The organism is Paraburkholderia sp. PAMB 6770 (genome assembly GCF_057748135.1).
The window spans coordinates 2,114,291-2,136,893 of sequence record NZ_CM173238.1; the positions used below are offsets into that span (position 1 = coordinate 2,114,291).

At 69.7% G+C, this 22,603-nt stretch carries 21 protein-coding genes and 1 pseudogene; 5 read left to right on the forward strand and 17 right to left on the reverse strand.

Features of this window, described 5'->3' with window-relative positions:
* Positions 1-10: 10 nt before the first annotated feature.
* The 3 genes and pseudogenes from AC3AP7_RS09610 to AC3AP7_RS09620 form a co-directional block, all read right to left on the reverse strand.
* Complete coding sequence (locus AC3AP7_RS09610) at positions 11-1,003, reverse strand: IS5 family transposase (RefSeq protein WP_475763633.1); 993 nt, start codon at positions 1,001-1,003, stop codon at positions 11-13.
* Positions 1,004-1,155: 152 nt separating this feature from the next.
* Positions 1,156-1,990, reverse strand: a pseudogene (locus AC3AP7_RS09615) (FAD-binding oxidoreductase); the annotation flags it as partial.
* A gap of 161 nt (positions 1,991-2,151) precedes the next feature.
* Positions 2,152-2,301 carry a hypothetical protein gene (locus AC3AP7_RS09620; RefSeq protein WP_475763631.1) on the reverse strand — a complete coding sequence of 50 codons (150 nt, stop codon included), beginning with the start codon at positions 2,299-2,301 and terminating at the stop codon, positions 2,152-2,154.
* Between the two features lie 326 nt (positions 2,302-2,627).
* Between AC3AP7_RS09620 and hfq the strand changes: the two genes are divergently transcribed.
* From hfq to AC3AP7_RS09635, 3 genes are all read left to right on the forward strand, one after another.
* Positions 2,628-3,104 (forward strand): RNA chaperone Hfq, encoded by a 477-nt coding sequence (gene hfq, locus AC3AP7_RS09625; protein WP_475763628.1) that lies wholly within the window; start codon positions 2,628-2,630, stop codon positions 3,102-3,104.
* A 248-nt stretch (positions 3,105-3,352) separates the two neighbouring features.
* Positions 3,353-3,550, forward strand: a complete 198-nt coding sequence (locus AC3AP7_RS09630; protein WP_475763626.1) for a hypothetical protein — start codon at positions 3,353-3,355, stop codon at positions 3,548-3,550.
* A 150-nt stretch (positions 3,551-3,700) separates the two neighbouring features.
* Entirely contained in the window at positions 3,701-4,915 is a 1,215-nt protein-coding gene (locus AC3AP7_RS09635; protein ID WP_475763624.1) for a low temperature requirement protein A, read from the forward strand.
* 135 nt (positions 4,916-5,050) lie between these two features.
* On the opposite strand, the gene AC3AP7_RS09640 is transcribed toward AC3AP7_RS09635, so the two are convergent.
* From AC3AP7_RS09640 to AC3AP7_RS09705, 14 genes are all read right to left on the reverse strand, one after another.
* Positions 5,051-5,782, reverse strand: coding sequence for a DUF2968 domain-containing protein (locus tag AC3AP7_RS09640; RefSeq protein ID WP_475763622.1), 732 nt, complete (start codon positions 5,780-5,782; stop codon positions 5,051-5,053).
* A gap of 48 nt (positions 5,783-5,830) precedes the next feature.
* Positions 5,831-7,222, reverse strand: coding sequence for a sigma 54-interacting transcriptional regulator (locus AC3AP7_RS09645; protein ID WP_475763620.1), 1,392 nt, complete (start codon positions 7,220-7,222; stop codon positions 5,831-5,833).
* Positions 7,223-7,230: 8 nt separating this feature from the next.
* Positions 7,231-8,931 (reverse strand): TadG family pilus assembly protein, encoded by a 1,701-nt coding sequence (locus tag AC3AP7_RS09650; protein ID WP_487362639.1) that lies wholly within the window; start codon positions 8,929-8,931, stop codon positions 7,231-7,233.
* A gap of 57 nt (positions 8,932-8,988) precedes the next feature.
* Entirely contained in the window at positions 8,989-9,300 is a 312-nt protein-coding gene (locus AC3AP7_RS09655) for a DUF3613 domain-containing protein (protein ID WP_475763616.1), read from the reverse strand.
* A 35-nt stretch (positions 9,301-9,335) separates the two neighbouring features.
* Positions 9,336-10,259 (reverse strand): tetratricopeptide repeat protein, encoded by a 924-nt coding sequence (locus AC3AP7_RS09660; RefSeq protein WP_475763614.1) that lies wholly within the window; start codon positions 10,257-10,259, stop codon positions 9,336-9,338.
* A 9-nt stretch (positions 10,260-10,268) separates the two neighbouring features.
* Positions 10,269-11,288, reverse strand: a complete 1,020-nt coding sequence (locus tag AC3AP7_RS09665) for a type II secretion system F family protein (RefSeq protein WP_475763612.1) — start codon at positions 11,286-11,288, stop codon at positions 10,269-10,271.
* Entirely contained in the window at positions 11,288-12,352 is a 1,065-nt protein-coding gene (locus AC3AP7_RS09670) for a type II secretion system F family protein (RefSeq protein WP_475763610.1), read from the reverse strand. The genes AC3AP7_RS09665 and AC3AP7_RS09670 overlap by 1 nt, the downstream gene beginning before the upstream one ends.
* Positions 12,345-13,685 (reverse strand): TadA family conjugal transfer-associated ATPase, encoded by a 1,341-nt coding sequence (locus AC3AP7_RS09675; protein ID WP_475763608.1) that lies wholly within the window; start codon positions 13,683-13,685, stop codon positions 12,345-12,347. Before AC3AP7_RS09675 ends, AC3AP7_RS09670 begins: the two co-directional genes overlap by 8 nt.
* Before the next feature lie 5 nt (positions 13,686-13,690).
* On the reverse strand, positions 13,691-14,929 hold the full coding sequence (locus AC3AP7_RS09680) for a fimbrial protein (protein WP_475763606.1): 1,239 nt from the start codon (positions 14,927-14,929) through the stop codon (positions 13,691-13,693).
* A gap of 90 nt (positions 14,930-15,019) precedes the next feature.
* Entirely contained in the window at positions 15,020-16,498 is a 1,479-nt protein-coding gene (locus tag AC3AP7_RS09685; protein WP_475763604.1) for a type II and III secretion system protein family protein, read from the reverse strand.
* Positions 16,499-16,534: 36 nt separating this feature from the next.
* Positions 16,535-17,476 (reverse strand): Flp pilus assembly protein CpaB, encoded by a 942-nt coding sequence (gene cpaB / locus AC3AP7_RS09690; RefSeq protein ID WP_475763602.1) that lies wholly within the window; start codon positions 17,474-17,476, stop codon positions 16,535-16,537.
* Positions 17,477-17,567: 91 nt separating this feature from the next.
* On the reverse strand, positions 17,568-18,059 hold the full coding sequence (locus AC3AP7_RS09695; RefSeq protein WP_475763600.1) for a TadE/TadG family type IV pilus assembly protein: 492 nt from the start codon (positions 18,057-18,059) through the stop codon (positions 17,568-17,570).
* Complete coding sequence (locus AC3AP7_RS09700) at positions 18,056-18,559, reverse strand: prepilin peptidase (RefSeq protein ID WP_475763598.1); 504 nt, start codon at positions 18,557-18,559, stop codon at positions 18,056-18,058. Before AC3AP7_RS09700 ends, AC3AP7_RS09695 begins: the two co-directional genes overlap by 4 nt.
* A gap of 161 nt (positions 18,560-18,720) precedes the next feature.
* Entirely contained in the window at positions 18,721-18,882 is a 162-nt protein-coding gene (locus AC3AP7_RS09705) for a Flp family type IVb pilin (protein ID WP_475763596.1), read from the reverse strand.
* Between the two features lie 644 nt (positions 18,883-19,526).
* On the opposite strand from AC3AP7_RS09705, the gene AC3AP7_RS09710 reads away from it, so the two are divergent.
* Together AC3AP7_RS09710 and AC3AP7_RS09715 are read left to right on the forward strand one after the other, a co-directional pair.
* Positions 19,527-21,005 (forward strand): collagen-like triple helix repeat-containing protein, encoded by a 1,479-nt coding sequence (locus AC3AP7_RS09710; protein ID WP_475763594.1) that lies wholly within the window; start codon positions 19,527-19,529, stop codon positions 21,003-21,005.
* A gap of 127 nt (positions 21,006-21,132) precedes the next feature.
* The gene (locus tag AC3AP7_RS09715) at positions 21,133-22,566 is read left to right on the forward strand and encodes a collagen-like triple helix repeat-containing protein (RefSeq protein ID WP_475763592.1); all 1,434 of its coding nucleotides are present in this window, start codon (positions 21,133-21,135) and stop codon (positions 22,564-22,566) included.
* Positions 22,567-22,603: the final 37 nt, after the last annotated feature.

Sequence of the window (22,603 nt, forward strand, 5' to 3'; positions counted from 1 at the left end):
CCTGAAGTTTTCATACACCGGACGGACTGCTCCCATGACATGGCCGCAACCGGTTACGCGCTATCACCAGGTTCGCCAGCGCGAACAGGCTGAACAGCTGCGCCGTGTTCTTACGCAGCCCCTTGTAGCGCACCTTGCGATGCCCGAACAGGTTCTTGACGACATGGAACGGATGCTCGACGCGAGCACGAATCTGCGCCTTGGTCCGCTCGGCTGCCATCACCAGATCTTTGAGCGCACCCTCGTGCATCGCCTTGAGCTTGCCGCGCTTGAGCGCCACGTGCCACTTCACCGCCTTGCCCTTCATCTCCTGGCGCCTGCCCACACCCGTGTAGCCTGCATCGCCGAACGCTTCGCGCTCGTGACCGTGCAGCAGCGCATGGGCCTGCGAGACATCCGACTCGTTGGCCGCCGTGGTGACCACGCTATGCACCAGCCCCGAGTCGGCGTCGACACCGAGATGCGCCTTCATGCCGAAATGCCACTCGTTGCCTTTCTTCGTCTGGTGCATCTCGGGGTCCCGGCTCTTTCCAGCATTCTTTGTCGACGACGGGGCCTCGAAGATCGTCGCATCCACCAGCGTGCCTTCCTTCATCATCAGCCCGCGCTCGCACAACTCGATGCCGATCTCGTCGAACAGCTTGCGCGTGAGTTCCTGCTCGACCAGCAAACGCCGGAATTTCAGCATAGTGGTGGCATCCGGCACGCTCTCTCGCGCCAGGTCGATGCCGGCGAACGCGTGCATCGCAATGCTGTCGTACAGCGCGTCTTCAAGCCCTTCGTCCGACAGGCCGTACCACTGCTGAAGAAAGTAGATTCGCAGCATGCGCTCAAGACCGATCGGAGGGCGTCCCCGTTCGCCTTTCGGGTAGTGCGGCCCGATCGCCGACAGCAGGCGCTGCCACGGCACCACCTTCTCCATCTCTGTCAGGAAACGCTGCCGTTTCGTCACGCGCTTCTTGCCCAACGTTTCCGCTTCTGCAAAACCGATCTGCCGCTTCATGATCCTGGGACCGTTCCGTGAGCTTCTTTCTACAACGTCCTCGGCCCCGTCAGCGATGACTGCCGAGCTGAATTAATCAGTATTTCCCTAGGAACGATCAGAAACGCCACCGCGCCGCCCGGGCGCAGCACGCGATGCCGCAGCAGCGTGCACTGCACGCCGCCCTCGATCACGGCCTGATTTCGAATCGTCCCGGCCAGCCGCAGCGGCCGCAGAATGTCGACGATCGCCGCGAGATCCTCCTCGCGGCGAAAGCGGATTTCGCCGAGCAGACAGGCCGGCGGCGCGGGCATCGGCCCGACGCCCATCTTCGTGACGACGCCGTGGTTCGACTGCATGAAAAGCGGATCGAACGACGGTCCGTAGCCGGGCTGGTACAGCTGCCACGCGGTGCCGAAGTCGAGCGCGCCCATCCCGGTGCGCACCACGTCGCCGTTGGCGAGCACGACCTCCATTGCGCACTGGTGCGCCGCGTGATCGCCATACGGCGTATAGCCGAAACCGCGCTCGAGCGTGTTGCCGACGACGCTGCCCCAGCCGGCCGCCGGCGGATCGACCCACAGCGCGTGGCCTTTGCCGCGCAGGTAGCGGTGCAGATCGAAGTAGCCGACGCCCGGCTCGACGAGCGCATCGGCGAGCGCGTCGTCGGCCGCGAGGACGCGCGTCATCCGCTGCAGGTCGAGCACGACCGAGCCGCGCAGGCGCGGCGCCGCCGTACGCGAAGTTGCCGCCGGTCGAGACGGGCCACAGCGGGACGCGGTATTCGTTCGCAATGCGCAGGATCGCGCGGATTTCGTCGACGGACGCGGGCCGCAGCGCAGCCGACGCGGCGAACGCGGCGGGGTCGCCCGGCGCGAACGGATCGCGATAGGCCGCGAGTTCGTCGGCGGACGCCGCCACATTCGGCGCGCCGACGATTCCCGCCCAGGCCGCGAGGACCCGCTCGAACTGCGCATCGGTCAGCGACGGCGGCAGGATGCGGATCACGGGGACGCCTTCATTGCGCCGGCAGCGGCACGCGCCGCCCCGCGCCGGCGCCTCCCAGCGGGGACCGCCGGACGGGGTCGCGGATCCGCACCGGCGCGTGCGGGGCGCCGCGGCGCGGCCCGCGCGCCGCAGCGGCGTTCAGGGAGCGCCCGGCAGAGCGCTCAGTAGCCGCCGCTGCTGCTGTTCGAGCCGGTGCTGCCGCTACTGCCCGAATTCATGTCGCTCGACGTGCTGCAGCCGTAGCTCGGCAGCGCGCCGAGCGCGAGAACGCCCAGCATGCACGCAAGTGAAATCCAGTATGACGCTTTCATGTTCGATCTCCTCGATCGAGGCCAGCGACGCCGGCAGCAACGGAGCCCGGACGCGGCCCGCCAGCCCCGGCCGGCGCGGGGCGCGCGGCGGCACACGAACGGTGCGCCGTGCCCCGTTCCTGAAAGATAGACGGTAATTCGCCCCCGCGAAGCGCATCGGATAACGCAAACAATTGTCTGATTCGTAACTCAACGTTACGCCCGCCAGTTAGGTCGTGCTTCCTGGCGCGCAAGCCGTTATAGTGGACGCAGATCCCGCGCGCCGCCTTCCGACCCGAAAAGGGTAAAATCGCGGCGAGCAACTGTCCTACTCCACAGACTTGTCCATGGCATCCGCAGAATCGCACCCGCAAAACGACTTCATGAACGCCGCGCGCAAAGAGCGCAAGCGCGTCGAAATCTATCTCGTCAACGGTATCCGGCTGACGGGCTGCATCGAGTCGTTCGACCAGTATCTGGTCATGCTGCGCACGCCGGTCGGCCTGCAAGGCATCTACAAGCGCGCCATTTCGACGATCCAGCTCGACACCGGCACCCGCCCGTCGCCGCGCCCGGGCGGCCGCACATCGCACGGCGAACACGGCACGCGCGGACCGCACGGCCCCCGCGAACCGCGTGAACACCGCGAACCGCGCGAGTTCCGCGACTCGCGCGACACCTATTCCGCGCCCGCTGAACGCACCCCCTCGGAACGCGCGCCGGGCGACGGCCCGGTGGTCGTCACGCGCCGGCGCCGGCTGTTCGGCACGGGCTCCGGCAGCGGCGGCGGCGACAACAACGGCGGGCACGGCGGCAACGCCTGAGACGCGCCCGCACGGGCGTGGCCGCGCGCAGATGACGCGGCCGTCCCGCATGCATCCCGCTAGCGGCCCGCTAGCCTCGCGCGATCGTTGCGACACAAGCCGGCTGCTTCGTCACGGCCCACCGCCCCCGGCCGGGTCTGCGCAACGCACGCGTCCCTCTTGTCCTCGTTGCCGCCATTCGGCCAGGTGACGCGCGCGAACCCGTTTGCGCTATGCTGGTTCCCCGACGTTCAATCGCGGAGCCCGCCATGGCCAAGCCGAAGTCCACCGCCCCCGCGCCGTTCAGCCAGACCGACGCCCGTCTCGACGAAGCGCTCGACGAAACGTTTCCCGCCAGCGATCCGATCGCAGTCCACCCGACCACCCCGGCGCCCGTCGCTGCCCCGGTCCGGCATGCGCCGCGCAAGCCCGCCCGCGCGGCACCGGCCCGCCGCACCGCCCACTGAGCGGCAATCCGCGCGCGCCGTCAGCGGCGCCTCAACGCCATCGGCAGCCGGCGCGCCTGTCCGCCGGCCGCCCGGGCACTGCCGGAAACCGCGCGGCAACCACCCGGGTAGCGCCCGATCTACCCTCCCACGCTACGAGGAACGCCCCGCATGACCGAGCCTACCGGCCAGCCGCTGCTGGCCCGCCCCGCGCGTTTCCTGCGCGCGCGCGACGGACACGAAGCGCGCGTCACCTACGTCGAGCTGTTCTTCGACCTGATTTACGCGTTCGCCGTCACGCAACTGTCGCACCGGCTCGTGCACGACCTGAGCCTCACCGGCGTGTTGCAGACACTCGTCCTGTGGTTCGCCGTGTGGCTCGGCTGGCAATACACCTGCTGGGTCACCAACTGGTTCGACCCGGAGCGCCTCGCGGTGCGCCTGCTGCTGTTCGCAGTGATGGTGGTCGGCATGGTGATGGCGGCCAGCCTGCCGCTCGCCTACGGCCCGCGCGGACTGCTGTTCGCGCTCAGCTACGTGACGATCCAGGTCGGCCGCAGCATCGCCGTGCTGCGTTTTCTCGGCCCGCACCACGCGCTCACGCCGAATTTCCGCCGCATCTGCGGCTGGCTTGCGATCTCCGGTGTCGCATGGATCGCCGGAGGCCTCGCCGGCGGCCTGCCGCGCTTCGCATGGTGGAGCGCCGCGGTGCTGTGCGAGTACGTGTCGCCGATGTTCGGCTTCGCGCTGCCGCTGCTCGGGCGGTCGCGCGCGGCCGACTGGCGCAGCGCCGCGGGCGGCCACATCGCCGAGCGCTGCCAGGCGTTCGTGATCCTCGCGCTCGGCGAGTCCGTGCTGATGACCGGCGGCACGCTGTCAGACGAGATACGGTGGAGCGCGCCGGCGCTCGCCGCATTCCTCGTCTGCTTCGCGGGCAGCGTCGCCATGTGGTGGATGTACTTCGACACCGGCAGCCTCGCCGGCAACCGCGCAATCGAGCGCACGGACGAGCCTGGGCTGATGGCCGCCGGGTTCCAGTACGTGCATGTGGTCCTCGTGGCCGGCATCGTCGGCTGGGCCGCAGCGGACGACCTCGTGATCCTGCAGCCGCACGCGCCCGCCGGCACGGCCGTCGCCGCACTGCTGCTCGGCGGCCCCGCCCTCTATCTCGCGGGCAGTGGACTGTACAAGCGGATCGTCTACGGATGGTTTCCGCTGTCGCACTGGATCGGACTCGCGCTGTTCGCGCTCGCTGCGCCGCTCGTCGTGCATGCGAATCTGCTGGCGGCCAGCGCGCTCACCACCGGGGCGATGATCGTCGTGGCCGCATGGGAAAGCGTGTCGCGCCGCGGGTCGGCCCACGCGGACACGGTCGGCACAGACTAGGCGCATCCACCCGGCGCGCCGCAGCGGCGCACCTCGCCCGCGCGCGAAGCCGTACCGGCCCGCCCGCACCGCGCGGTGCGCGCGGACGCTAACGTTTGCCCGGTGAGCGGCCCGCTTGCCCGCTGTTGCGTGCGGCTAACGCGGCGAAGCCGGCAGGCCGCTATCCAGCTCGCGCTGCAGCTCCTGCACCTGCCGCTGCGTCGCGCGCAACTGGTTCTGCGCCTGGGTCTTCTGCTGCGCGAGCGCCGTGGCTTCCGCGTGCGCCTGCTGCTGCTGGCTGGACACGATGCTCTGCTGCTGGTGCACGACATCGAGATCGGCCTGCAGGCGGTTCGCGCGATCCTGCTGCAGCGCGACCAGATGCTCGGTGAAGGTCTTTTGCGCCGCCAGCAGCGTCCGGCGAATTTCGACGTCGGACAGCCGCACGGTTTCGTTGACGAAATCCCGGTAGATCATCTCGGCGCGCGCTTCGTCATCGGTCTTGATGACACGCCAGAACGTCTTGTTCTGGAACAGCGCAACGTAATACGTCATGTCCTTGCCGAGAAACAGCAGGCTCGCCCCGTACGTCCCGTTATACGTGGTGCGCAATTCGCTCAGTTCGGTGCCGCGGATCAACTGCTGCAGTTCGGCGACATTGCCGCTTGCCGACTGTTTCGCCTCGTCCGGCGTCAGCGCGGTGGTTTGCGCGCCGCTTGCCGGCGTGGCCGGCAATGCGGCGGGGGTCGACGGCTCCGAAACGACCGCTGCGCTGGCCGCGCTGTCGGACAGCGCCTGCGCGTGCACACCCTGCATGGCCCCCAGCGCCAGCGCCGCACCGAAGGCAATCTGTCGAAGTTTCGACCGAAGTTTCGACTCGTGGTCCATGTATTTCCTGCTTGAACAGTGTTTTGTTGTGGCACAGCCGTCGCATTATTACTCACTTTCGCGAATTTCGGGTTCTTCGTCGAAAATTTGGTACTTGCGCATCTTCTCCCAGAGCACCTTGCGGCTGATGCCGAGATGGCTCGCGGTATCCTGGCGTCGCCAGCCGTTCGCCTCCAGCGCGGCAATCACGCGGTTGCGCTCGGCCATGTCCCACTTGCTGCGATCCACCAGCACTTCCGCCGCGCTTTCCGCCGGCACCGGCTGGGTGCTGCGCGCGAGCGCGAGCAGCCGCTGCAGCCGCACCGCATCCCACGAACCGACCTGGCGCACCGTCACGCCGATCCGCTCGGCCAGGTTGCGCAGCTCCCGCACGTTGCCGGGGAAATAGGTGTCGGCGACCGCGTCGGCCAGCCAGTACGGGATGTCCGGCAGCGCCGCGAGCCGGTCCGGGCCGACCACCGACGCGATGAACGACTTGAAGAGCGCAATCTTGTCGACCGCGCCGCGCTCCTCCAGCGACGGAATCTTCAGTTCGATCACCGCGAGCCGGTAGAACAGGTCCGCGCGGAACGCGCCGTCCTTCACGAGCTGGCCAAGGTGCTTGTTGGTCGCGGCGACCAGCCGGAAATCCAGCTTCACCGGCGTCGCCGAGCCGATCCGCGTGACCGCGCTGTCCTCCAGCACGCGCAGCAGCTTCACCTGCTGATAGAGCGGCAGATCGCCGATCTCGTCCAGAAACAGCGTGCCGCCGTCGGCCTGCTCGAAGTAGCCCTTGTGCGCGACGACCGCACCGGTAAACGAGCCCTTCGAGTGGCCGAAAAACAGCGACTCGAACAGCCCGTCCGGAATCGCGCCGCAGTTGACCGGCACGAACGGCCCCTTGCCGTAGACCGAATGCTTCTCGTGCAGCAGTTGCGCGATGCGCTCCTTGCCGACGCCGGTCTCGCCGTGCACCAGCACGCTGGTGTCGCAGTCGGCGAAGGTGTCGACCTCGTGCAGCAGCGCCTGCATGCACTCCGAGTTCGCCACGAGCGCGCTCGATTCGAGCGTCTGCGCGCTGTGCGCGCGCAGCTGCACGACGAGCTTCGTGACCATCCCGCGCAATTCCGCGCAGGTGAAGTCGAGCGGCAGGATGTGCGAGTACTCGGCCGGATATTTCGCCGGATCGTGATCGCGCGGCGCGGCGCCGACCCACACGACCGGCATCCCGTACGACGTCTGCCAGTCGCGCAGGCTCAGCGCGCCGCTGTCGATCACCGAGACGCTGATGATCGCCAGCGACGGCCGCAACGCGGTGCGCTCCGGCGAGATCGCGATGTCGTCCGCGCGGATCACCTCGACGTCGAAGCTCGCCATGCAGCGCGCGACCCGGTCGACGATGTCGGCCTTGCCTTCCCAGACATAGATATCGAGTTCCTCGATTTTGGCGGCAGTTCTCATAAGCGAATTCAATCTACCAGTTGTGCCTGACCGCACGACAGCCCGAGATCGTGGACCGTCGCCACGCCGATCTGTACGCCGAGCAGTTGCAGCAAGGGGACGACGAGCGCATCGAGCGACGACAGCACCGGGCTCAGCGCCGTGCTGACTGCGCTCAGCAGCGGTTGCAGAAGCGCGGCGACCACGGGCCCCGGCGTCGCGCCGCCGACGGTCAGATAAAGGGAGGAAGGCAGCACGCTCGCGAGCTGCGCGATCAGATCGCTGGCCACGGAGCCGACCGCATTCGAATTGGTCGACTGGTAGGCGTCCGCGTCATCGGGAATGCCGTTGAACGTGAGCGGCGTCGCCTCCGGCGGCTCGATCGTCAGTTGCAAGCCGGTCTGGGTCGAAGGTTTGCCGGCATACAGCGTGATCGCCGGATAGCCGAGTATCGACACGTTGGTGAGCGGCGCAGGCTGCGTGCAGCTCGCGCTCGTGGTCGTGTTCGTGAAATCGGCGAGCGCGTTGTTGCCCACGCACAGGCTCGCGAGTCCCGGCTGGGCGAGGATCACGCTCTGGCTGGTCGCCTGCGAGGTCGTGCATATCGTGCTTTCGAGCTGGGCGGTGCCGGGCGCCACCTCGATGTAGAGCGGCAGGTTCAGCGCGCTGACGCTTGCAAGGCCGAGATTCAGGTTCAGCAGGTTCAGGTTCAGGTAAAGGCGCACCTGTGCGGAGTGCGCGCTCGTGCGCCAGGTGCCGTCCGCATTCTGCCCGGCTTCGCCGACCGCAATGACCGGCGGCTCCATGACCTTCAGCTGCGTGGTCACGTTCGCGAGCGGGCCGAGGCTCACCGCGGGCCCGAGATTGACGGCGGACTGGCCGTTTGCGATTTCGGCGGCCACGAGCAGCATGTCGAGCACGTTGACCGTCGCGTTCGCGGCCGCCTGCGGGTCGCCGAGCGCGACCGACAGCAGCCCGTTCTGCGTCGACGTCGCACCGAGCGCGATCGACGTGCCGCCCGGGATCGCGGCCGCGAGGGTGCCCAGGTCGGTCACGGCAGTCGCGCTTGCGGTAGTGCTCTGCCCGAGCGCGGTGACCATCGCGGCCGCGAGTTGCGCGACCGTCACGCGGGTCGTCAGCAACTGGCTGATCGTCCCCACGCCGAGCGCGGTCGCGAGATCGCCCAGCGTGATCTGCGCGGACGCCAGCCCTTCATACGACGCAACACCCAGATTCACGCTCGCGCCCAGCAGTCCGTTCAGCAGCCCGTTGAGCACGCCGCCCGACAGGCTCGCGACGGCCGTCGTGATCGAGAATGCGCGGATGTCGGTCGCCGTCGCCGTGGCGCTCGCCTGGAGCGTGCGCGCCGGTCCGAGGAAAAAGTACGGCACGCTCTGCTGCACGGTGACCTGAACCGCGTTCATCGGCGTGCCGGAGGTCGAAAAGTACGACGGCGCGCTATTGACCGACGGATCCCAGCGGCCGCAGACGACCGTCAGCGTCGCGCTCGACGGCAGGCTGTTCCCGCTCGCCGCATTCTGCTGCGCCGATGCGGTCGCGGCCGCGCAGCCCCCGGTGCTGCTCGTGCTGCTGCCGATGGTCTGGGCTCCGGCGGCGGCCGCGAGGTCGGCGGTGCGCTGCAGTTCGCGGCGCACGAAATAGTCATGACCGACGTCGAGCGTGCCGAGCGCCGCCACCACCAGGCCGAGCGAGATTGCCGCGAGCACCATCGTCGCGCCGCATCCCCGAAGGGCGGCCGACGAAGCAGGTGGCGCGGCGACTTCATCTCAGTTCTGCGGCGCCGTGCCGCCGGTGCCGCCGGTGCCGCCGCCCCCGCCCTGATCGAGCGCGGAGCCGTACAGCGCCGGAATTTTCGCGGTGAACGACTGCAGATAACGCTGGTACGCAAGGCTCGCTTCGGCGCCGAGCATCGGCTGCGCCGGCGCGGCGGCCGCGTTGCTGCGCTGCAGGTCGAGCCAGGCGAGCGTCGCGTGGTCCACTTCGCTCGCGGGCGGCTGGGCCCGCGCGACGCCGGCGGCCGCGAGCAGCAGCAGCCCGGCGAGCCGCGCCCTTCGTCCGGTGATGGTCAGATCGGTCATGCGCACTCCCCTGGCGGCGCTCGCGCGGGCGCCGGTCATTGTGAAAAACGCTGCAACAGCGGCGGCGCGAGCACGAGATCCTGCGCGCTCGCGAGCGGCGCCGGGCGATGCGCCGCCGTGTTCGCCGTGTTCGCCGTGTTCGCCACGTTCTCCGCGTCCGCTGTGTGCGCCGCGGCGTCCGCCTCCCCCGCCCGCGTCGCCGCGTGCGGCGCCGGCGCGTACGCAGCGACGCGTTGCGCGCCGGCCACCGCCAGCGCGTCGCGGCGGATGGCCGCGCGCACGTCCGCGTCCAGATGCTGCGCGTCCATCAGCGCCGTCGCGCGCGCGTCGTCGCCCTGCGCGAGCAGGTAGAGCGCGACGTTGCTGATGATCCGCGGATTGCCCGGATCGAGTTCGGCCGCCTTCATCAGCGGCACGCGCGCGCCGCTCGCGTCGCCCGCGCGCAGCTGCGCATAGCCGAGGTCCGACAGCGTGGCCGCGTCGGTCGGCGCGAGCCGCACCGCGTCCTGCAACTGGGCGGCGGCCCCGCGGAAGTCGCCCGCCGCGCCCGCCAGCAGGCCGAGCCCGCGATGCCCGCGCGCCGCGAGCGGCGTGTCCAGCAGCTTCGTATAAACGGCGGCCGCGGCCTGCGGCTGGCCCGTCATGCGCAGCGCGTCCGCGCGCAGCAATTCGGCGCGCGGCGACATCCCATACTGCTTCTCGTACGCGTCGATATGCGCAAGCGACGCGAAGTACAGCCCGCGAGCCTGCATCCGGCCGATCAGGTCGAGATAGACATCCGGTGCGGCCGGTGCCGGATCGCGGCTCGCCTGCTGCATCTCGGCCGCGCGCTCGGCCTGCGCGCCGACGCCGTAGCCGGTCGTCGCCGAGCACGCGCCGAGCAGCGCGAGCGCGCCGAGCGCCGCCGCGCGAAGGCCCGCGCGCGCGGCAAGAGACATCGGGGTCGGTAAGGCGGTCATCGCGGATTCCTAACGTTTCGTGTTCTGCAGCGAATGCGTGACGGCGAGAATGCCCGGCCCGGCGGTCACGATCATCAGCGCCGGCAGCAGCGTGACCACCATCACGCCGGTCATCTTGACGGCGAGCCGTCCGACCCGTTCGCGCAGCATCGCGCGACGCACCTCGCGCAGCCGGTCGCCGAACTGCTTGAGCGGTTCCTGCACCGCGCCGCCATGCCGGTCGACCTGCACGAGCAGCCGCACGATCGCGCGCAGATCCTCGTTTTCGTAACTCGACGCGAGCCGCTGCAGCGACTGCTCGCGCGTGCGGCCAGTGACGAACTGACGCTGCGCGATCTCCAGTTCGCGCGACAGCACCGGCAGCACGCCGCGAAAATCGCCGACCATCACCTGCAGGCTCTGGTCGAGCGACAGCCCGACACCCTGCAGCAGGCGCAACAGATCGACCAGCATCGGCAGCTCGTCGACGACGGCGCGCCGGCGCGCGGCGGCGCGGCGCTGGATATAGATCTTCGGCAGCATGAAGCCGCCGATCAGCGCGAACGCGACGAAGACCGCCTCGCGCCCGCTGCTCACGTGCCCCGCCGCCAGCATCGCGACGGCCACCGGCAGCACGATCGCGCCGGCAAGCCGCGCGACGAGAAACAGGCTGCGCGCCCGCGTATCGACAAAGCCGCATTGTTCGAGCAGCCGCCGGTCCTCCGGCGCGACGAGCTGGCGGCCGGCGCGCGTATCGAGCCAGCCGGCGCCCATCCGTGCGAAGCGCTCGACGAGTCTGCCCGGGTCGCGCGCCGGCGGCGCGGACGACGACGAGGACGCCGCCCCCGCCGAGAGCGGCGACGCGGACGACGGCGACGCAGCGCCCGCCGCGGACGGTGCGCTGTGCTGCGCGCGCTGGTCGAGCGCGCGCGCGAGCGTGCGCTCGCTGCGCCGCGCGGCAGCCGCGCGCGCCAGCGCGAGCCCCGCGATCAGCAGCAACGCGAGCGCGAGCAAGGCGAACGCGAGGGCGGCGAGCTGGTTGCTTTGCATCAGCGGCCTCCGAGCCGGGTCATCCGGTACAGCACCCACGCGCCGACGATCTGCAGCGCAAACGCGAGATACACGAGATCGCGCCCGAACGGGTCGTACCACATCGCGCCGAAATAATGCGGATTGCCAAGAATCAGCAAACCACCGATGCCGACCGGCATCAGCGCGAGCACCCACGCCGACAGGCGCGTTTCCGCGGACATCGCGGCGAGTTCGTGCTCCGCCTGTTCGAGATCGCGCATGAACGACGCCATGCGGTCGAGCATCACGTCCGCGCGGCCGCCGTACTTGACCGACAGCCGCAGCACCGCGCCGACCAGTTCGAGCTCGCGGGCGCCATAGCGCAGCGCCGCGAGCGACAGCGCGCGATCGATCTCGACGCCGGTGCGCAGCATCCGCGACACCTGGTCGAGGCAGTCGCGCAGCGGCGCCTCGGTGCTCAGCAGCGCGCCCTGAAACGCCGCCGGCACGCTGTTGCCGAGCGTGATCAGCCGCACGATGCCGTCGAGGAACGACGGCAGCTGCCGCACGATCGCCCGGCGCCGCCGCTGCATCCGCATCGACAGCAGGAACGCGACGAAGCACAGGCATGCGAGCAGCGCGACGGTCGCCGCCGCGAGGCCGCCTTCGCGCGCCGCGCTCACGCACAACAGCAGCGCCGCGCCCAGCGTGACGAGCGCGAGCGCGCGCGCATGAGCGATGCCGGCGCGGCTCATCAGCGTATCGAGCGCGTGCCGCGCGCGCAGCGTCAGCGCGGCGAGGCGCCCGCGCGGCGCCTGCGGACTGTGCAGCCCCTGCTGAGCGTGCTGAGCATGCACCCCTTGCGCCCCGCGCGCGGCGGCCGTGGCCGCCCACCCCGCGCCCCCCGCGCCCCCCGGCCGCGGCGCCGCGGCGCCGCGCGGCGCGGCCGCACCGGGGGCCGCTGCGGCAGGCGCCATCCGGCTGTCGATGAAGCGCTCGGCGCCGGCCTGCTCCTTGCGCTGCGCATCGCGCTGCAGCAGCAGCAGCGCGAGCGCCGCGCAGACCAGCGCAAGCGCGATGACGACGAGCAGCGCGCTAGACATTGAAGCCCCCGCCGAAGCCGCCGAAGCGCTCCTGCGGCTCGCCGGCGCCCAGCGCCTGCCGGAAGCGCGCGAGCTTCGGCGAATGCGGATGAATGCCGAGCGAGGTCCAGTTGTCGAGCTCGTCGCCCTCCTGCGTCGGCAGCGGCTCGTAGCGGTACAGCTCCTGGGTTGCGATGATGTTGTCGGACAGACCCGTGACCTCGGTGACCGACAGGATGCGCCGGCGCCCGTTCGAGAGCCGCCCGATCTGCACGATGAAGTCGATCGCGTTGGCGATCTGCCGCCGCAGGCTCGACTCGGTGCCCTGAAAGCCCGCGAAGCCCGCCAGCATTTCGAGCCGGTACAGGCATTCGCGCGGCGAACTCGCGTGCACGGTGCCCATCGAGCCGTCGTGGCCGGTATTCATCGCCTGCAGCATTTCGAGCACTTCGCCGCCTCGCACTTCGCCGACGATGATGCGATCCGGGCGCATCCGCAGCGTGTTGCGCAGCAGGTCGCGTATCGACACGACGCCCGCGCCGTCGAAGCCGCCCGGGCGGCTTTCGAGGCGCACCACGTGCGGGTGGTTCAGCGACAGCTCGGCGGTGTCCTCGATCGTCACGACGCGCTCGGCCTCGGGGATATGAAACGCGAGCGCGTTCAGCAGCGAGGTCTTGCCCGAGCTCGTGCCGCCGGACACGAGCACGTTGCACCGCGCCGCCACCGCGGCTTCGAGCAGCGCGCCGATCTCCGCGTTGTAGGTACCGTTGCCGAGCAGGTCGTCGGGACGCAGCGGATCCTTGCGGAACTTGCGGATCGACACGACCGGCCCGTCGATCGAGAGCGGCTCGATCACGACGTTCACGCGTCCGCCGTTGGGCAGCCGCGCGTCGACCATCGGGTTCGACTCGTCCAGACGCCGCCCGATCGGCGCGAGAATACGCCGGACGATCCGCAGCAGATGCGCGTTGTCCGCGAAGCGCACCGGAATCTTCGCGAGGATCCCGTGGCGCGACACGTACACGTCGTTGTAGCCGTTCACGAGGATGTCCTCGACCGCCGGATCGTTCAGCAGGTCCTCGATCGGCCCGAAGCCCGCCAGCTCCTTGGTGAGCGCCTCGGCAATCAGCCGCACCTCGCTCTCGTTGATCGGAATCCGGCGCAGCCGCACGAAGCTGTCCATTTCGAGGTCGACGAACTGGTTGATCGCGTTGCGCGACCAGCGGCCGAACTCCGCGCCGAGCTCCTCGATGCGCGTGAGCAGATGCTCGTGCGCCGCGTTCTTGATGTCCTGGAACTGCTGGCTTTGCGCGAACGAAGGCGCGTCGTCGGCGAATTCGATGTCTTTAGCCATCTCGTCTATGACCGCTTGCTGGAGGTTGGAATGAAGCGCCGCAGCGCACCGAGCGCCGCGCGGCCGCGCGGCTCGGCGCCCTGGGACGCGCCGCCGAGCCGCTCGACGAGCGGTTCGAGCGCCCGCACGTAGGCGTCGCGCGGCGCCGTGTCGGCAAGCAGCGTGCCGTGATTCGCGGCCTGCCCGAGCGGCACGCGGCGCTCCGGCAGCGTCGCGAGCAGCGGCAATTCGAGCCGCTGCGCGATCTGCGCGGCAGCGAGACCGAGATCCGGATCGAACCGGTTGACGATCAGGTGCACGTTGTCGGTGCCGACGCCGGCTTCGCGCAAGCCGTCGAGCACGCCGACGGCCGACACGATCGACGCGACGCCCTGATCGCAGACGAGCCACGCATCGTCCGCGGCCTGCACCGCCTGCGCGATGAACTCGTTGTTGCTGAAGCCGCCGAGATCGACGATCTGCTGGTCGAAGAACGCGCGCAGCCGGTTGAACAGGCTCACCGCGCCCGCATACGAGACCTCGCGCATCTCGCCCAGATCCGGCGGCAGCGACGTGAGCGCAAGGCCGCTCGCGTGATGCGACAGCGCGGTATGCACGAAGGTCTGGTCGAAGCGGCGCAGGTTGCGCACCGCGTCGACGAAATGGAATTCGCAACGCGTGTTGAGCAGCAGCGCGCCGTCGCCGCCGGGCAGGCCGAGATCGAACAGCACGGCCTGCTTGCCGCACACCGCGTCGCGCCGGTGCAGCAGCACGGCCAGGTTGGTCGCGAGCGTGCTCACGCCCATCCCGACCCGCGCGCCGAGCAGCACGGTCAGACGGCCGTGACGGCTGACCGGCTCGACGAGGTTGTCGAGCACCGAGCGTGTGACGCGCAGCGCATCCTCGGCCGGCGCCGCGAGATCGACGAAGTCGCGCACGCCCGCGCGCAGCGCGGCGAGCGCGCTCTCGGGCTCGGCAAGCGAGCCGACCGCGACGATCTGCAGACCCGGATACGCGGCGCGCACGGCCGCGCTCGCCGCGCTCGCCGCCGCGGCGCGCCCGCCGGAAAAGTCGACGAACACGAGCGACGGATTGAGCGCCGCAATGCGCTGCGTGAGCAGCGCCGCGTCGAGCGTCGCCGACTCGACCGCGCCCGCGGACACGAGCGTATCCGATAGCCAGTGCACGTGCGCGTCGGCCAGCGACGCGAACACGAAATAATCGGTGACGGCCCGTTCAGTCAATGACAGCGTTCTCGCGTTCATGTCGCACTTCCCCATGCGGCTGCGCCCGCGCAGCCGCCGAATCGCTCTCCACGCCGCATGAGCCGCGCGTCCCGGCATGTGCCGCCGCGCTCATCGCGAGAATCCCGGCGCCGCATCGGAGGACAGCGCGCCGCCGAGCAGCGCGCGCCAGACCGGCCCGTCGCGCTGCTCGGACTGCTCGCCCGGCAGCGCCGGCAACGCCGCGCCCCGCGCGATCGGCGACACCAGATGCGGCGTGACGATGATCACCAGCTCCTTGTCCGCCTGCGAATAGCTCAACTGCTTGAAGAACGCGCCGATGATCGGCAGATCGCCCAGCAGCGGCACTTTCGACACGTTGGACAGCGTCTCGCGATCGATCAGCCCGCCGATCACGAAGCTCTCGCCGTCGCCGAGCTCGACCGTCGTGTCGGCGCGCCGCGTGGTGATGGCCGGCACCGACACGCCGTCGATCGTCACCGCGTTGGTGAAGTCGAGCTCGCTCGCCTCCGGCGCCACCTTCAGCGCGATGCGCTCGGGACTCAGCACGGTCGGCGTGAGCGTGAGCCCCACGCCGTACGGCTTGAATTCGATCGACGTGGTGCCGAGCCCCTGCGGCACCGGCACCGGAATCTCGCCGCCGGCCAGAAAGCTCGCGCTTTGCCCCGACAGCGCGACGAGCGTCGGCTCGGCCAGCACGCGCGCAAGGTCGTTGCTCTCGAGCAGGCTCAGGTTGGCGGCAAGGCCGCGCGTCGCCGAATTGAACACCAGGTTGAACGCGGACGAGATCGGCGAGGTCGACTGGAACTGCGGCGACGCGCCGTACGTCGCCGACGTCAGCGCCGACGGCGCAAACGAGCCGAACGAGAAGCCGTTGTTCTGCTTCAGGATGTTCAGCCCGACCTCCTTGAGCACCGAGCGGCTGAATTCGACGACCCGCACGTCGACCTGCACCACCGGACGCGTGGCCACCGTCGACAGGTCGACCACCGCGCCACTGCCGGCCGCGCCGCCGCTGCCGCCGCCGCTACCGCCGCTACCGCCGCTGCTGGCCGCGCCCTGCCCGCCCGTGCCCTTGCCGGCCGGCAGTCCCGCGCCGCCGCTCGCTGCGTTCGCGTCGGCGAGCGCGGCCGCCCGGGCGCGCGCCTGCGCGTCGGCGACGGCCACCGCGCGTTGATGCTGCTCCATCGTCGCGGCCGAACCCGTGATCAGCGCGGTATCGCCGAGCGTTCTGACCGAGGGCGTCTGCGGGCCGAGCAGCGCGCGCGCCGCCGCGGTCGTCACATTCACCGTATACGTCAGCGGCGCGGTACGGCCGCGCTCCCAGAGCATCACCGTGGTCGTGCCCGGCGACTTGCCGATCAGCAGCAGTCCGCCGTGCCGCTCGCCGCGCAGCACCAGCACGTCGGCCACGCTCGGGTCGCCGACCGCGACGCGCTCCAGCGCGCCGGTATCGGCGAGCGTCCGCTGTGTGCCGACCGTGATGTCGAGCGTGCGCGGCAACGCGTCGGCCGCGCACGCGGGCGCCGCCGACAGCATCGCCGCGACCAGCCAAAGCCCCGTCTGGCATGCATCAATACGTTTTTTCATATTCTCCTGGACGCCCGTGGCCGCCCGCTCAAAGGCCTATCGGGCGACCATCCCGGCCTGCCCGCCTCGTATCACTTCGATGCTGCCGTACGCCCGCCCCGCCTCGCCGCGCTCCGCGGGCCGCGGCCGCGGTTCGCCCGGCGCGGCATGCGCGGTCGCGCTCCCCGCCGCGCCAGACAGTTCGTCGAGCGCAAGCCCCTGGGCCGCGCGGGTCAGCGCTTGCGCGGCCACCCCGGGCGGCACGTTCGCCGCGAGCTTCAGCACGCCGCGCGGCGGCGCGAACGCGGCCGCGTCGATTATTTCGTTATCCTTTGGATTGCGCAGGGCGAAGACGAGCCGGCCCGACGCCTGTGCGAGCGTCAGCTCGTCGACGTCGGCCACCGGCACCGCCAGCACGGCGGTGTGCACGATGCTGTTCATGCCGCCCTGCGCGTCGGTGCCCGCGGTCGCGTTGCCGAAGGCCAGCACGCGGACCTTCGACAGCAGCAGGCGCGCCTGGCTGCGCGCGATCTCCGTGCCGCCCAGGCCGTTGTTGTCGCGCTTGAGCGTGAAGAAAACGTCGACCATGTTGCCCGGGCGCAGACGGCTGCCCACCGCGTTGTCCTCATCGACGCGCACCGCCACCGCGCGCTCGCCGGGGCCGATTTCTTCCGCCAGTCCCGACGACAGTTGCGAGGCGAGCACCGGCGTCTCGACGCCGATCGCCACGGTCGGCACGCGCCCCGTCAGTTGCGCCGGATCGGAGAACGCACCGTTCGGGTGGATCGGCAGCGCCTCGACGCGCAACGCGCCGGGCGAAATCGGCTCGCCGGCGGCCAGCGTGCGCGCCGCGACCACCACCGGAAAGCTGGCGCGCACAAGGGTCGCGGATGCGCGCACGGGCGGGCGGCGCGACAACGACCACGCGAGAAAGCCCAGCAGCAGCGCGAGCGCGATCAGCACGCCAGCGAGGATTCGGGTGAGGTTCGGCTTTGACATCACGCGGCGTCCCACCGGGTCGGCGCGCAGCGCGGCCGGTCACATGGGCGCTGCGCACGCGCAGTCTCGGATCGGCAAACGGAGCGTCGGATCACAGCAGGTTTTCCGGGTTGAGTTGAACGGTGGCACTGCTGGCAAGCGTGGCCGGCACGACGAACTTCATCAGCGGCAGCGTCGGCACGAGCGGCGTGGCGGCATAGTCGTAGGTGAGCGTGACGTTCACGCAATCCATGGCCGAGTTGTAGCTGCACGACGTGGCGTTCGCCACACAGTGCGCACTGCTGACGATCGACGCCACCATGTTGCTCGCCGCGCTGCACGCGGCAGCCGTGCGCGCACTCAGCGCGGCCGCGACGCTGCTGGCCTGCTGGTAGTTGAGCGCGGCGCGCGCGCCTTCTTCAGCGGCAAGCGTCAGATTCTGCTCGGCGACGAAAATCAGGCTGAACGTGACGATCCCGTACAGCAGCGTGAAGAAAAGCGGAAACACCATCACGAACTCGATGGCGGCGACGCCGCGCGACGCGCGCGCGCGTGCCGCATCGGCATGCCTGCGGGGCGCTGCGATGTTGCGTGCACGCGTCATCGCACGCCTCCCGCGAGGCCGAGCCACGCGAGCCAGCCGAGCGCCGCGAGCGTCAGGAACGCCGCGTAGGGTGCACCGCGGCGGCTGCCGAGCGCAAACGTACGGCCACGGTTCGCCGCGAGCGCGGCAAGGGGGCCGCGCGTCGCGCCCAGCACCCACAGCGCATGCACACCGCCCGCGAGGCTCGCGGCGATCCACAGGCCCGCAAGCGCGTGCACGCCGCACCATGCGCCCAGCACCGCGAACACTTTCACATCCGCAGCGCCCATCACACCCAGCGCAAAAAACGGCAGCAACGCGAGCAACCCCACCACGGCGCCGAGCGCGGCGCCGCCGGGCGACACGCCAAACGGCGCGCGCGCGAACGCCGCGCACAGCCCCGCAGCCGCGAGGCCCGCGACGACGAGCGCGTTCGTGACGCGCCGGTAGCGGAAGTCGCTTGCGGCGACCGCCACAGCCCAGAGCGCGAACATCGCGCAGGCGACGACGATGAGATTCATCGAAGACTCGATGGACGAGACAGGCCGGGGCGCGGCATCACGATGCCCGCCCTCGCCGCACCGGGCAGCGCGACTGCGGAGAACAAACGAAGACCGGCCGCGAGGCCGGCCCCGACGATGTTTGCGCCTGCAGGAGCGACCGCCGTTGCGCGGTCAGCTCGTCATAGCGCGTTTGTAATAGAGGTGAACACGCCCTCGATCGCCGTCGTGACGCCGTTGATCGACGTCACCAGCGCGACTGCGATCAACCCCGCAATCAGCGCGTACTCGATGGCCGTAACCCCTTTGTTATCTCTCAGGAAGCTTGTGGTGAACTTTTTCATTTTGCCCTCGGAACTGCTGTATTCGTTGATTTTCGCGCTGCGCGGGACGCATGTTGGCAGTGCTGTGCGCGCCGATTCTCTCTGTCGGCACTCACGGGTCAAATGCACTGTCGCATCCATTTCATCGCAGCCGGACTGTCGCTAGCAACTTGAGTCAGCCGTCTGTTCGATATCGCACCTCCTCGTCTAAACCAGTGCTTGGCCGATTTATAACGCAACAAAGTCATTTAGGCAATTGGTGGCGGCGGTTTTTCTAATCTGTTTGCCTTTGTCTGTCCACACAGATTAGCGCGCGCGGGTGCGACAGCGTACATAGGACTAACCATAGTTTAGATTGAAGTGACTAATTCCGCGTTTGAGCGCGCCGTTTCAAGCGTTACGCGACCGCCGACGTTACGCCATTCGCCGTAACGGCAAAGCAGGTTCGTTACGTTACGCAATCCCCGCAAACGTTTTCTTTACTGCGTTATTCGATCCGCTTTTCATTCGAAAAACGCTCCATCAATCGCCCGCAAATCCACGCGGTATCTGCTTTCTGCGCCATTCAGCGCATTTTTCCGGCGCGTGCCGGGAGCCGAATGGCACGGCTGTTGCAGAGAGTAGACCGCGGCACCAACCAACAACACATGCGATGCGAGGGCGACATGACAATTCAAACGATCAACCACACGATTCGGACAACGATGATCGCCGCGGCAGTGACAGCCATGCTGTCGCTCGCCGCGTGCGGCGGTTCGGGAACGTTGAGCCAGGGTCAGACGGGGACGGGGGGAAGCGGGAGTGCGGGTGGCACGCTGACGACCACCGGCAGCGGTTCGACGGGCGCCGACGGGTCCGGTGCATCGACCACGGATTCGGGTTCGACGAGTACCTCGTCGAACAGCTCCGGCGGCAGCACGACCGGCACCGGCGGCACGACAGCCGTCGCCAATGCGCTCGGCACGGTGGCAGGCAACACCGGCGACGTCGTGAGCAATGTGGGCTCCACCGTGTCGGGCGTGGGCTCGGTGATCGCTTCGCAATCGGTCCCGGGGCTGAGCGCGGCGACCACGCAGTCCGCGGGCGCGGTGGTCGAGGACGTCGGCAACGCGGTGTCGACGCTCGGCAACGGCGTCACGTCAGGGCTCGGTCAGCTCGGCACCGGCGGCAACCCGGTCGGCACGACCGTCGCGAGCGTGGGCGGAGTCGTCGGCAACGTCGGCGATGCCGTGAGCGATACGGGCAACCTCGTCACCAGTCTCGGCAGCGGACCGCTCGCGCCGCTTGCAGCAGTGACCTCGCCGCTGGGCAGCGCGCTCGGCACCGTGGGCAGCGCAGTGACGAATGGCGGCAGCACGCTCGGCACCGCGCTATCGAGCGGTCCGGTCGAGCAGGTCACGCAGACGCTCAGCACCGCGATCACGCCGATCACGTCGATGCTTGCGTCCACAACTGAAACCGTCGGCACCGCGAGCGGTCTCGGCACGCCGGTGAACGGCCTGCTCGCGACCCTTGGCAGCGGCCTCGGCAAGGCCGGCAGTACGATCGCCGCGACCGGCAACAACCCGGTCACGAGCGGGCTCGGCAACGTGGTCAGCAGCACCGGCACCACCGTCGCATCGGTCGGCGGCCTGCTGACGGGCGGCTCGACAAATCCGGCTGCGCCGCTCTCGGCGCTGCTCGGCGGGTTGAGCTCGGCGGCAGGCGGCAGCACCGGCAGCGGCCCGCTCGCCCCTGTCACGAGCCTGCTCAGCAGCGTGACCAGTACTGCGGGCGGCACCACCGGCAGCAGTCCGCTCGCACCCGTCACGAGCCTGCTCAGCAGCGTGACCAGTGCTGCAGGCGGCACCACCGGCAGCGGTCCGCTGGCTCCCGTCACGAGCCTGCTCAGCAGCGTGACCGGCGCAGCGGGCGGCACCACCGGCAGCGGTCCGCTCGCACCCGTCACGAGCCTGCTTGGCAGCGTGACGAGCACGGTGAGCAGCGCGGCAAGCAAGGGCAGTTCGACCGCATCGGGCAGCGCACTCACAAGCGGACTCACAAGCGGGCTGTCGTCCACGAGCGGCAGTACCGCTGCGGGCAGCCTGCTGTCGCCGGTCACGTCGCTGGTAGGCGGCCTGCTCGGCGGCATCAGCAAGAAGTAACCGTGACGGCGCCATGCACGGCATGCCGTGCATGGCGCCCGATCTGAAGCGAGCCGCGCCGGAACGGACACTCGACACCCTCGACGCGCGCCCTCCCACGAAATCCAGAAGACCTCGAGGAGCACACATGTCCAACGTATCTTTCCCCCTTCCCCGCGCGGCGCGCGCCCCGTTGACGGCCATCGCGCTCGCGTGCCTGCTGAGCGCCTGCGGCGGCAACGGCGTCACGGTGCCGTCAAGCGCGTCGACCAGCCCGACCGGCGGCGGCTCGAACGGCGGCACCACGACGACCACCGGCTCCACCGGCACGTCCGGCGTCGTGACGACCGTCTCGAAGACCGTCAGCGATGTCGGCAGCACGATCGCATCGCAAACGATCCCGGGGCTGAGTCCGCAGGTCACGCAAGGCCTCGGCAACACCGTATCGGCCACGAGCGGCACGCTGAACGCCCTCGCGGACGCCGTCAGCGACGGCATCGGCCAGACCGGTTCGACGGCCAATCCCGTCGGCACCACGGTGGCCGGGCTCGGCTCGGTCGTCAGCTCGACGAGCGGCGTGGCGCAAGGCCTCGCCACGACGGTCGGCGGCCTCGGCACCGGCAACCTCGCGCCGCTGGCGCCGGTGACCACGCCGCTCGCGAGCACGCTCGACACGGTGGCCAACGCACTGAACGCGGGCGGCGCGACGCTCGGCAACTCGCTCTCGTCAGCACCGGTGCAGCAGATCACGCAACCGCTCAGCACCGCGATCACGCCGATCGTGCAGAGCGCGGACGTCCTCACGCAGACCGTCGGCACCGACAGCGGCCTCGCGACGCCGGTCTCCGGCGTGCTCGCCCAGGTGGGCGGCGCGCTCACGACAGCCGGCACGACGGTCGGTGCATCGACGCAGAACCCGATCGGCAGCGATGTCGGCAACGTGGTCGGTGCGCTCGGCAATACCGTCACGAATGCGGGCGGTCTCGTGAACCCGAATGGCCCGAACGGCGCCGCGCCGATTCCCGGTCTGATCACGAGCCTGGTTGGCAGTTCGAACGTCGCCGTGGCCGGCGGGCCGCCGACCGGCGCAGCGGCCAACGGCCCGCTCGGGCCGCTGAACGCGGCGCTCGCCAGCCTCGGGCTCGGCAGCAGTCCGCTCAGCTCGCTCACCTCGGTGGTCGGCGGCACGCCGCTGTCCGCGCTGACGACGGCCACGAGCGGCACGCCGCTCGCATCGGTCACTTCGCTGCTCAGCGGCGGACCGCTCAGCTCGCTCACCTCGACGCTGACCGGCGCCACGAGCAGTTCGAACCCGCTGTCAGCCGTCACCAGCACGCTCGGCAGCGCGAACCCGTTGTCGGCCGTCACCAGCACACTCGGCAGTTCGAACCCGTTGTCGGCCGTCACCAGCACGCTCGGCAGCGCGACCGGCAGCAGTGCGGGCAGCTCGCTGCTCGCGCCGGTCACGGGCCTCGTGAGTCAGGTGACGGGCGCGCTCGGCAGCGCGACGGGCTCGTCGTCCACGGCGACGGGCGGTCTCGGATCCGTGTTGGGCGGCCTCGCGCTGGTACAACATAAGTAGTCCGTAGTAATTTTCATTGCATCCGGCAGCGAACAGG

What these genes read in the sequence shown, in the direction of transcription:
- AC3AP7_RS09700 (WP_475763598.1), bottom strand. Translation starts at nt 18,559, where the DNA reads ATGAATCTCATCGTCGTCGCCTGCGCGATGTTCGCGCTCTGGGCTGTG.
- AC3AP7_RS09620 (WP_475763631.1), bottom strand. Translation starts at nt 2,301, where the DNA reads ATGAAAGCGTCATACTGGATTTCACTTGCGTGCATGCTGGGCGTTCTC.
- AC3AP7_RS09670 (WP_475763610.1), bottom strand. Translation starts at nt 12,352, where the DNA reads ATGTCTAGCGCGCTGCTCGTCGTCATCGCGCTTGCGCTGGTCTGCGCG.
- AC3AP7_RS09695 (WP_475763600.1), bottom strand. Translation starts at nt 18,059, where the DNA reads ATGACGCGTGCACGCAACATCGCAGCGCCCCGCAGGCATGCCGATGCG.
- AC3AP7_RS09655 (WP_475763616.1), bottom strand. Translation starts at nt 9,300, where the DNA reads ATGACCGATCTGACCATCACCGGACGAAGGGCGCGGCTCGCCGGGCTG.
- AC3AP7_RS09650 (WP_487362639.1), bottom strand. Translation starts at nt 8,931, where the DNA reads ATGGTGCTCGCGGCAATCTCGCTCGGCCTGGTGGTGGCGGCGCTCGGC.
- AC3AP7_RS09680 (WP_475763606.1), bottom strand. Translation starts at nt 14,929, where the DNA reads ATGAACGCGAGAACGCTGTCATTGACTGAACGGGCCGTCACCGATTAT.
- AC3AP7_RS09630 (WP_475763626.1), top strand. Translation starts at nt 3,353, where the DNA reads ATGGCCAAGCCGAAGTCCACCGCCCCCGCGCCGTTCAGCCAGACCGAC.
- AC3AP7_RS09705 (WP_475763596.1), bottom strand. Translation starts at nt 18,882, where the DNA reads ATGAAAAAGTTCACCACAAGCTTCCTGAGAGATAACAAAGGGGTTACG.
- AC3AP7_RS09640 (WP_475763622.1), bottom strand. Translation starts at nt 5,782, where the DNA reads ATGGACCACGAGTCGAAACTTCGGTCGAAACTTCGACAGATTGCCTTC.
- AC3AP7_RS09685 (WP_475763604.1), bottom strand. Translation starts at nt 16,498, where the DNA reads ATGAAAAAACGTATTGATGCATGCCAGACGGGGCTTTGGCTGGTCGCG.
- AC3AP7_RS09675 (WP_475763608.1), bottom strand. Translation starts at nt 13,685, where the DNA reads ATGGCTAAAGACATCGAATTCGCCGACGACGCGCCTTCGTTCGCGCAA.
- AC3AP7_RS09665 (WP_475763612.1), bottom strand. Translation starts at nt 11,288, where the DNA reads ATGCAAAGCAACCAGCTCGCCGCCCTCGCGTTCGCCTTGCTCGCGCTC.
- hfq (WP_475763628.1), top strand. Translation starts at nt 2,628, where the DNA reads ATGGCATCCGCAGAATCGCACCCGCAAAACGACTTCATGAACGCCGCG.
- AC3AP7_RS09610 (WP_475763633.1), bottom strand. Translation starts at nt 1,003, where the DNA reads ATGAAGCGGCAGATCGGTTTTGCAGAAGCGGAAACGTTGGGCAAGAAG.
- AC3AP7_RS09660 (WP_475763614.1), bottom strand. Translation starts at nt 10,259, where the DNA reads ATGACCGCCTTACCGACCCCGATGTCTCTTGCCGCGCGCGCGGGCCTT.
- AC3AP7_RS09710 (WP_475763594.1), top strand. Translation starts at nt 19,527, where the DNA reads ATGACAATTCAAACGATCAACCACACGATTCGGACAACGATGATCGCC.
- AC3AP7_RS09645 (WP_475763620.1), bottom strand. Translation starts at nt 7,222, where the DNA reads ATGAGAACTGCCGCCAAAATCGAGGAACTCGATATCTATGTCTGGGAA.
- AC3AP7_RS09715 (WP_475763592.1), top strand. Translation starts at nt 21,133, where the DNA reads ATGTCCAACGTATCTTTCCCCCTTCCCCGCGCGGCGCGCGCCCCGTTG.
- AC3AP7_RS09635 (WP_475763624.1), top strand. Translation starts at nt 3,701, where the DNA reads ATGACCGAGCCTACCGGCCAGCCGCTGCTGGCCCGCCCCGCGCGTTTC.
- cpaB (WP_475763602.1), bottom strand. Translation starts at nt 17,476, where the DNA reads ATGTCAAAGCCGAACCTCACCCGAATCCTCGCTGGCGTGCTGATCGCG.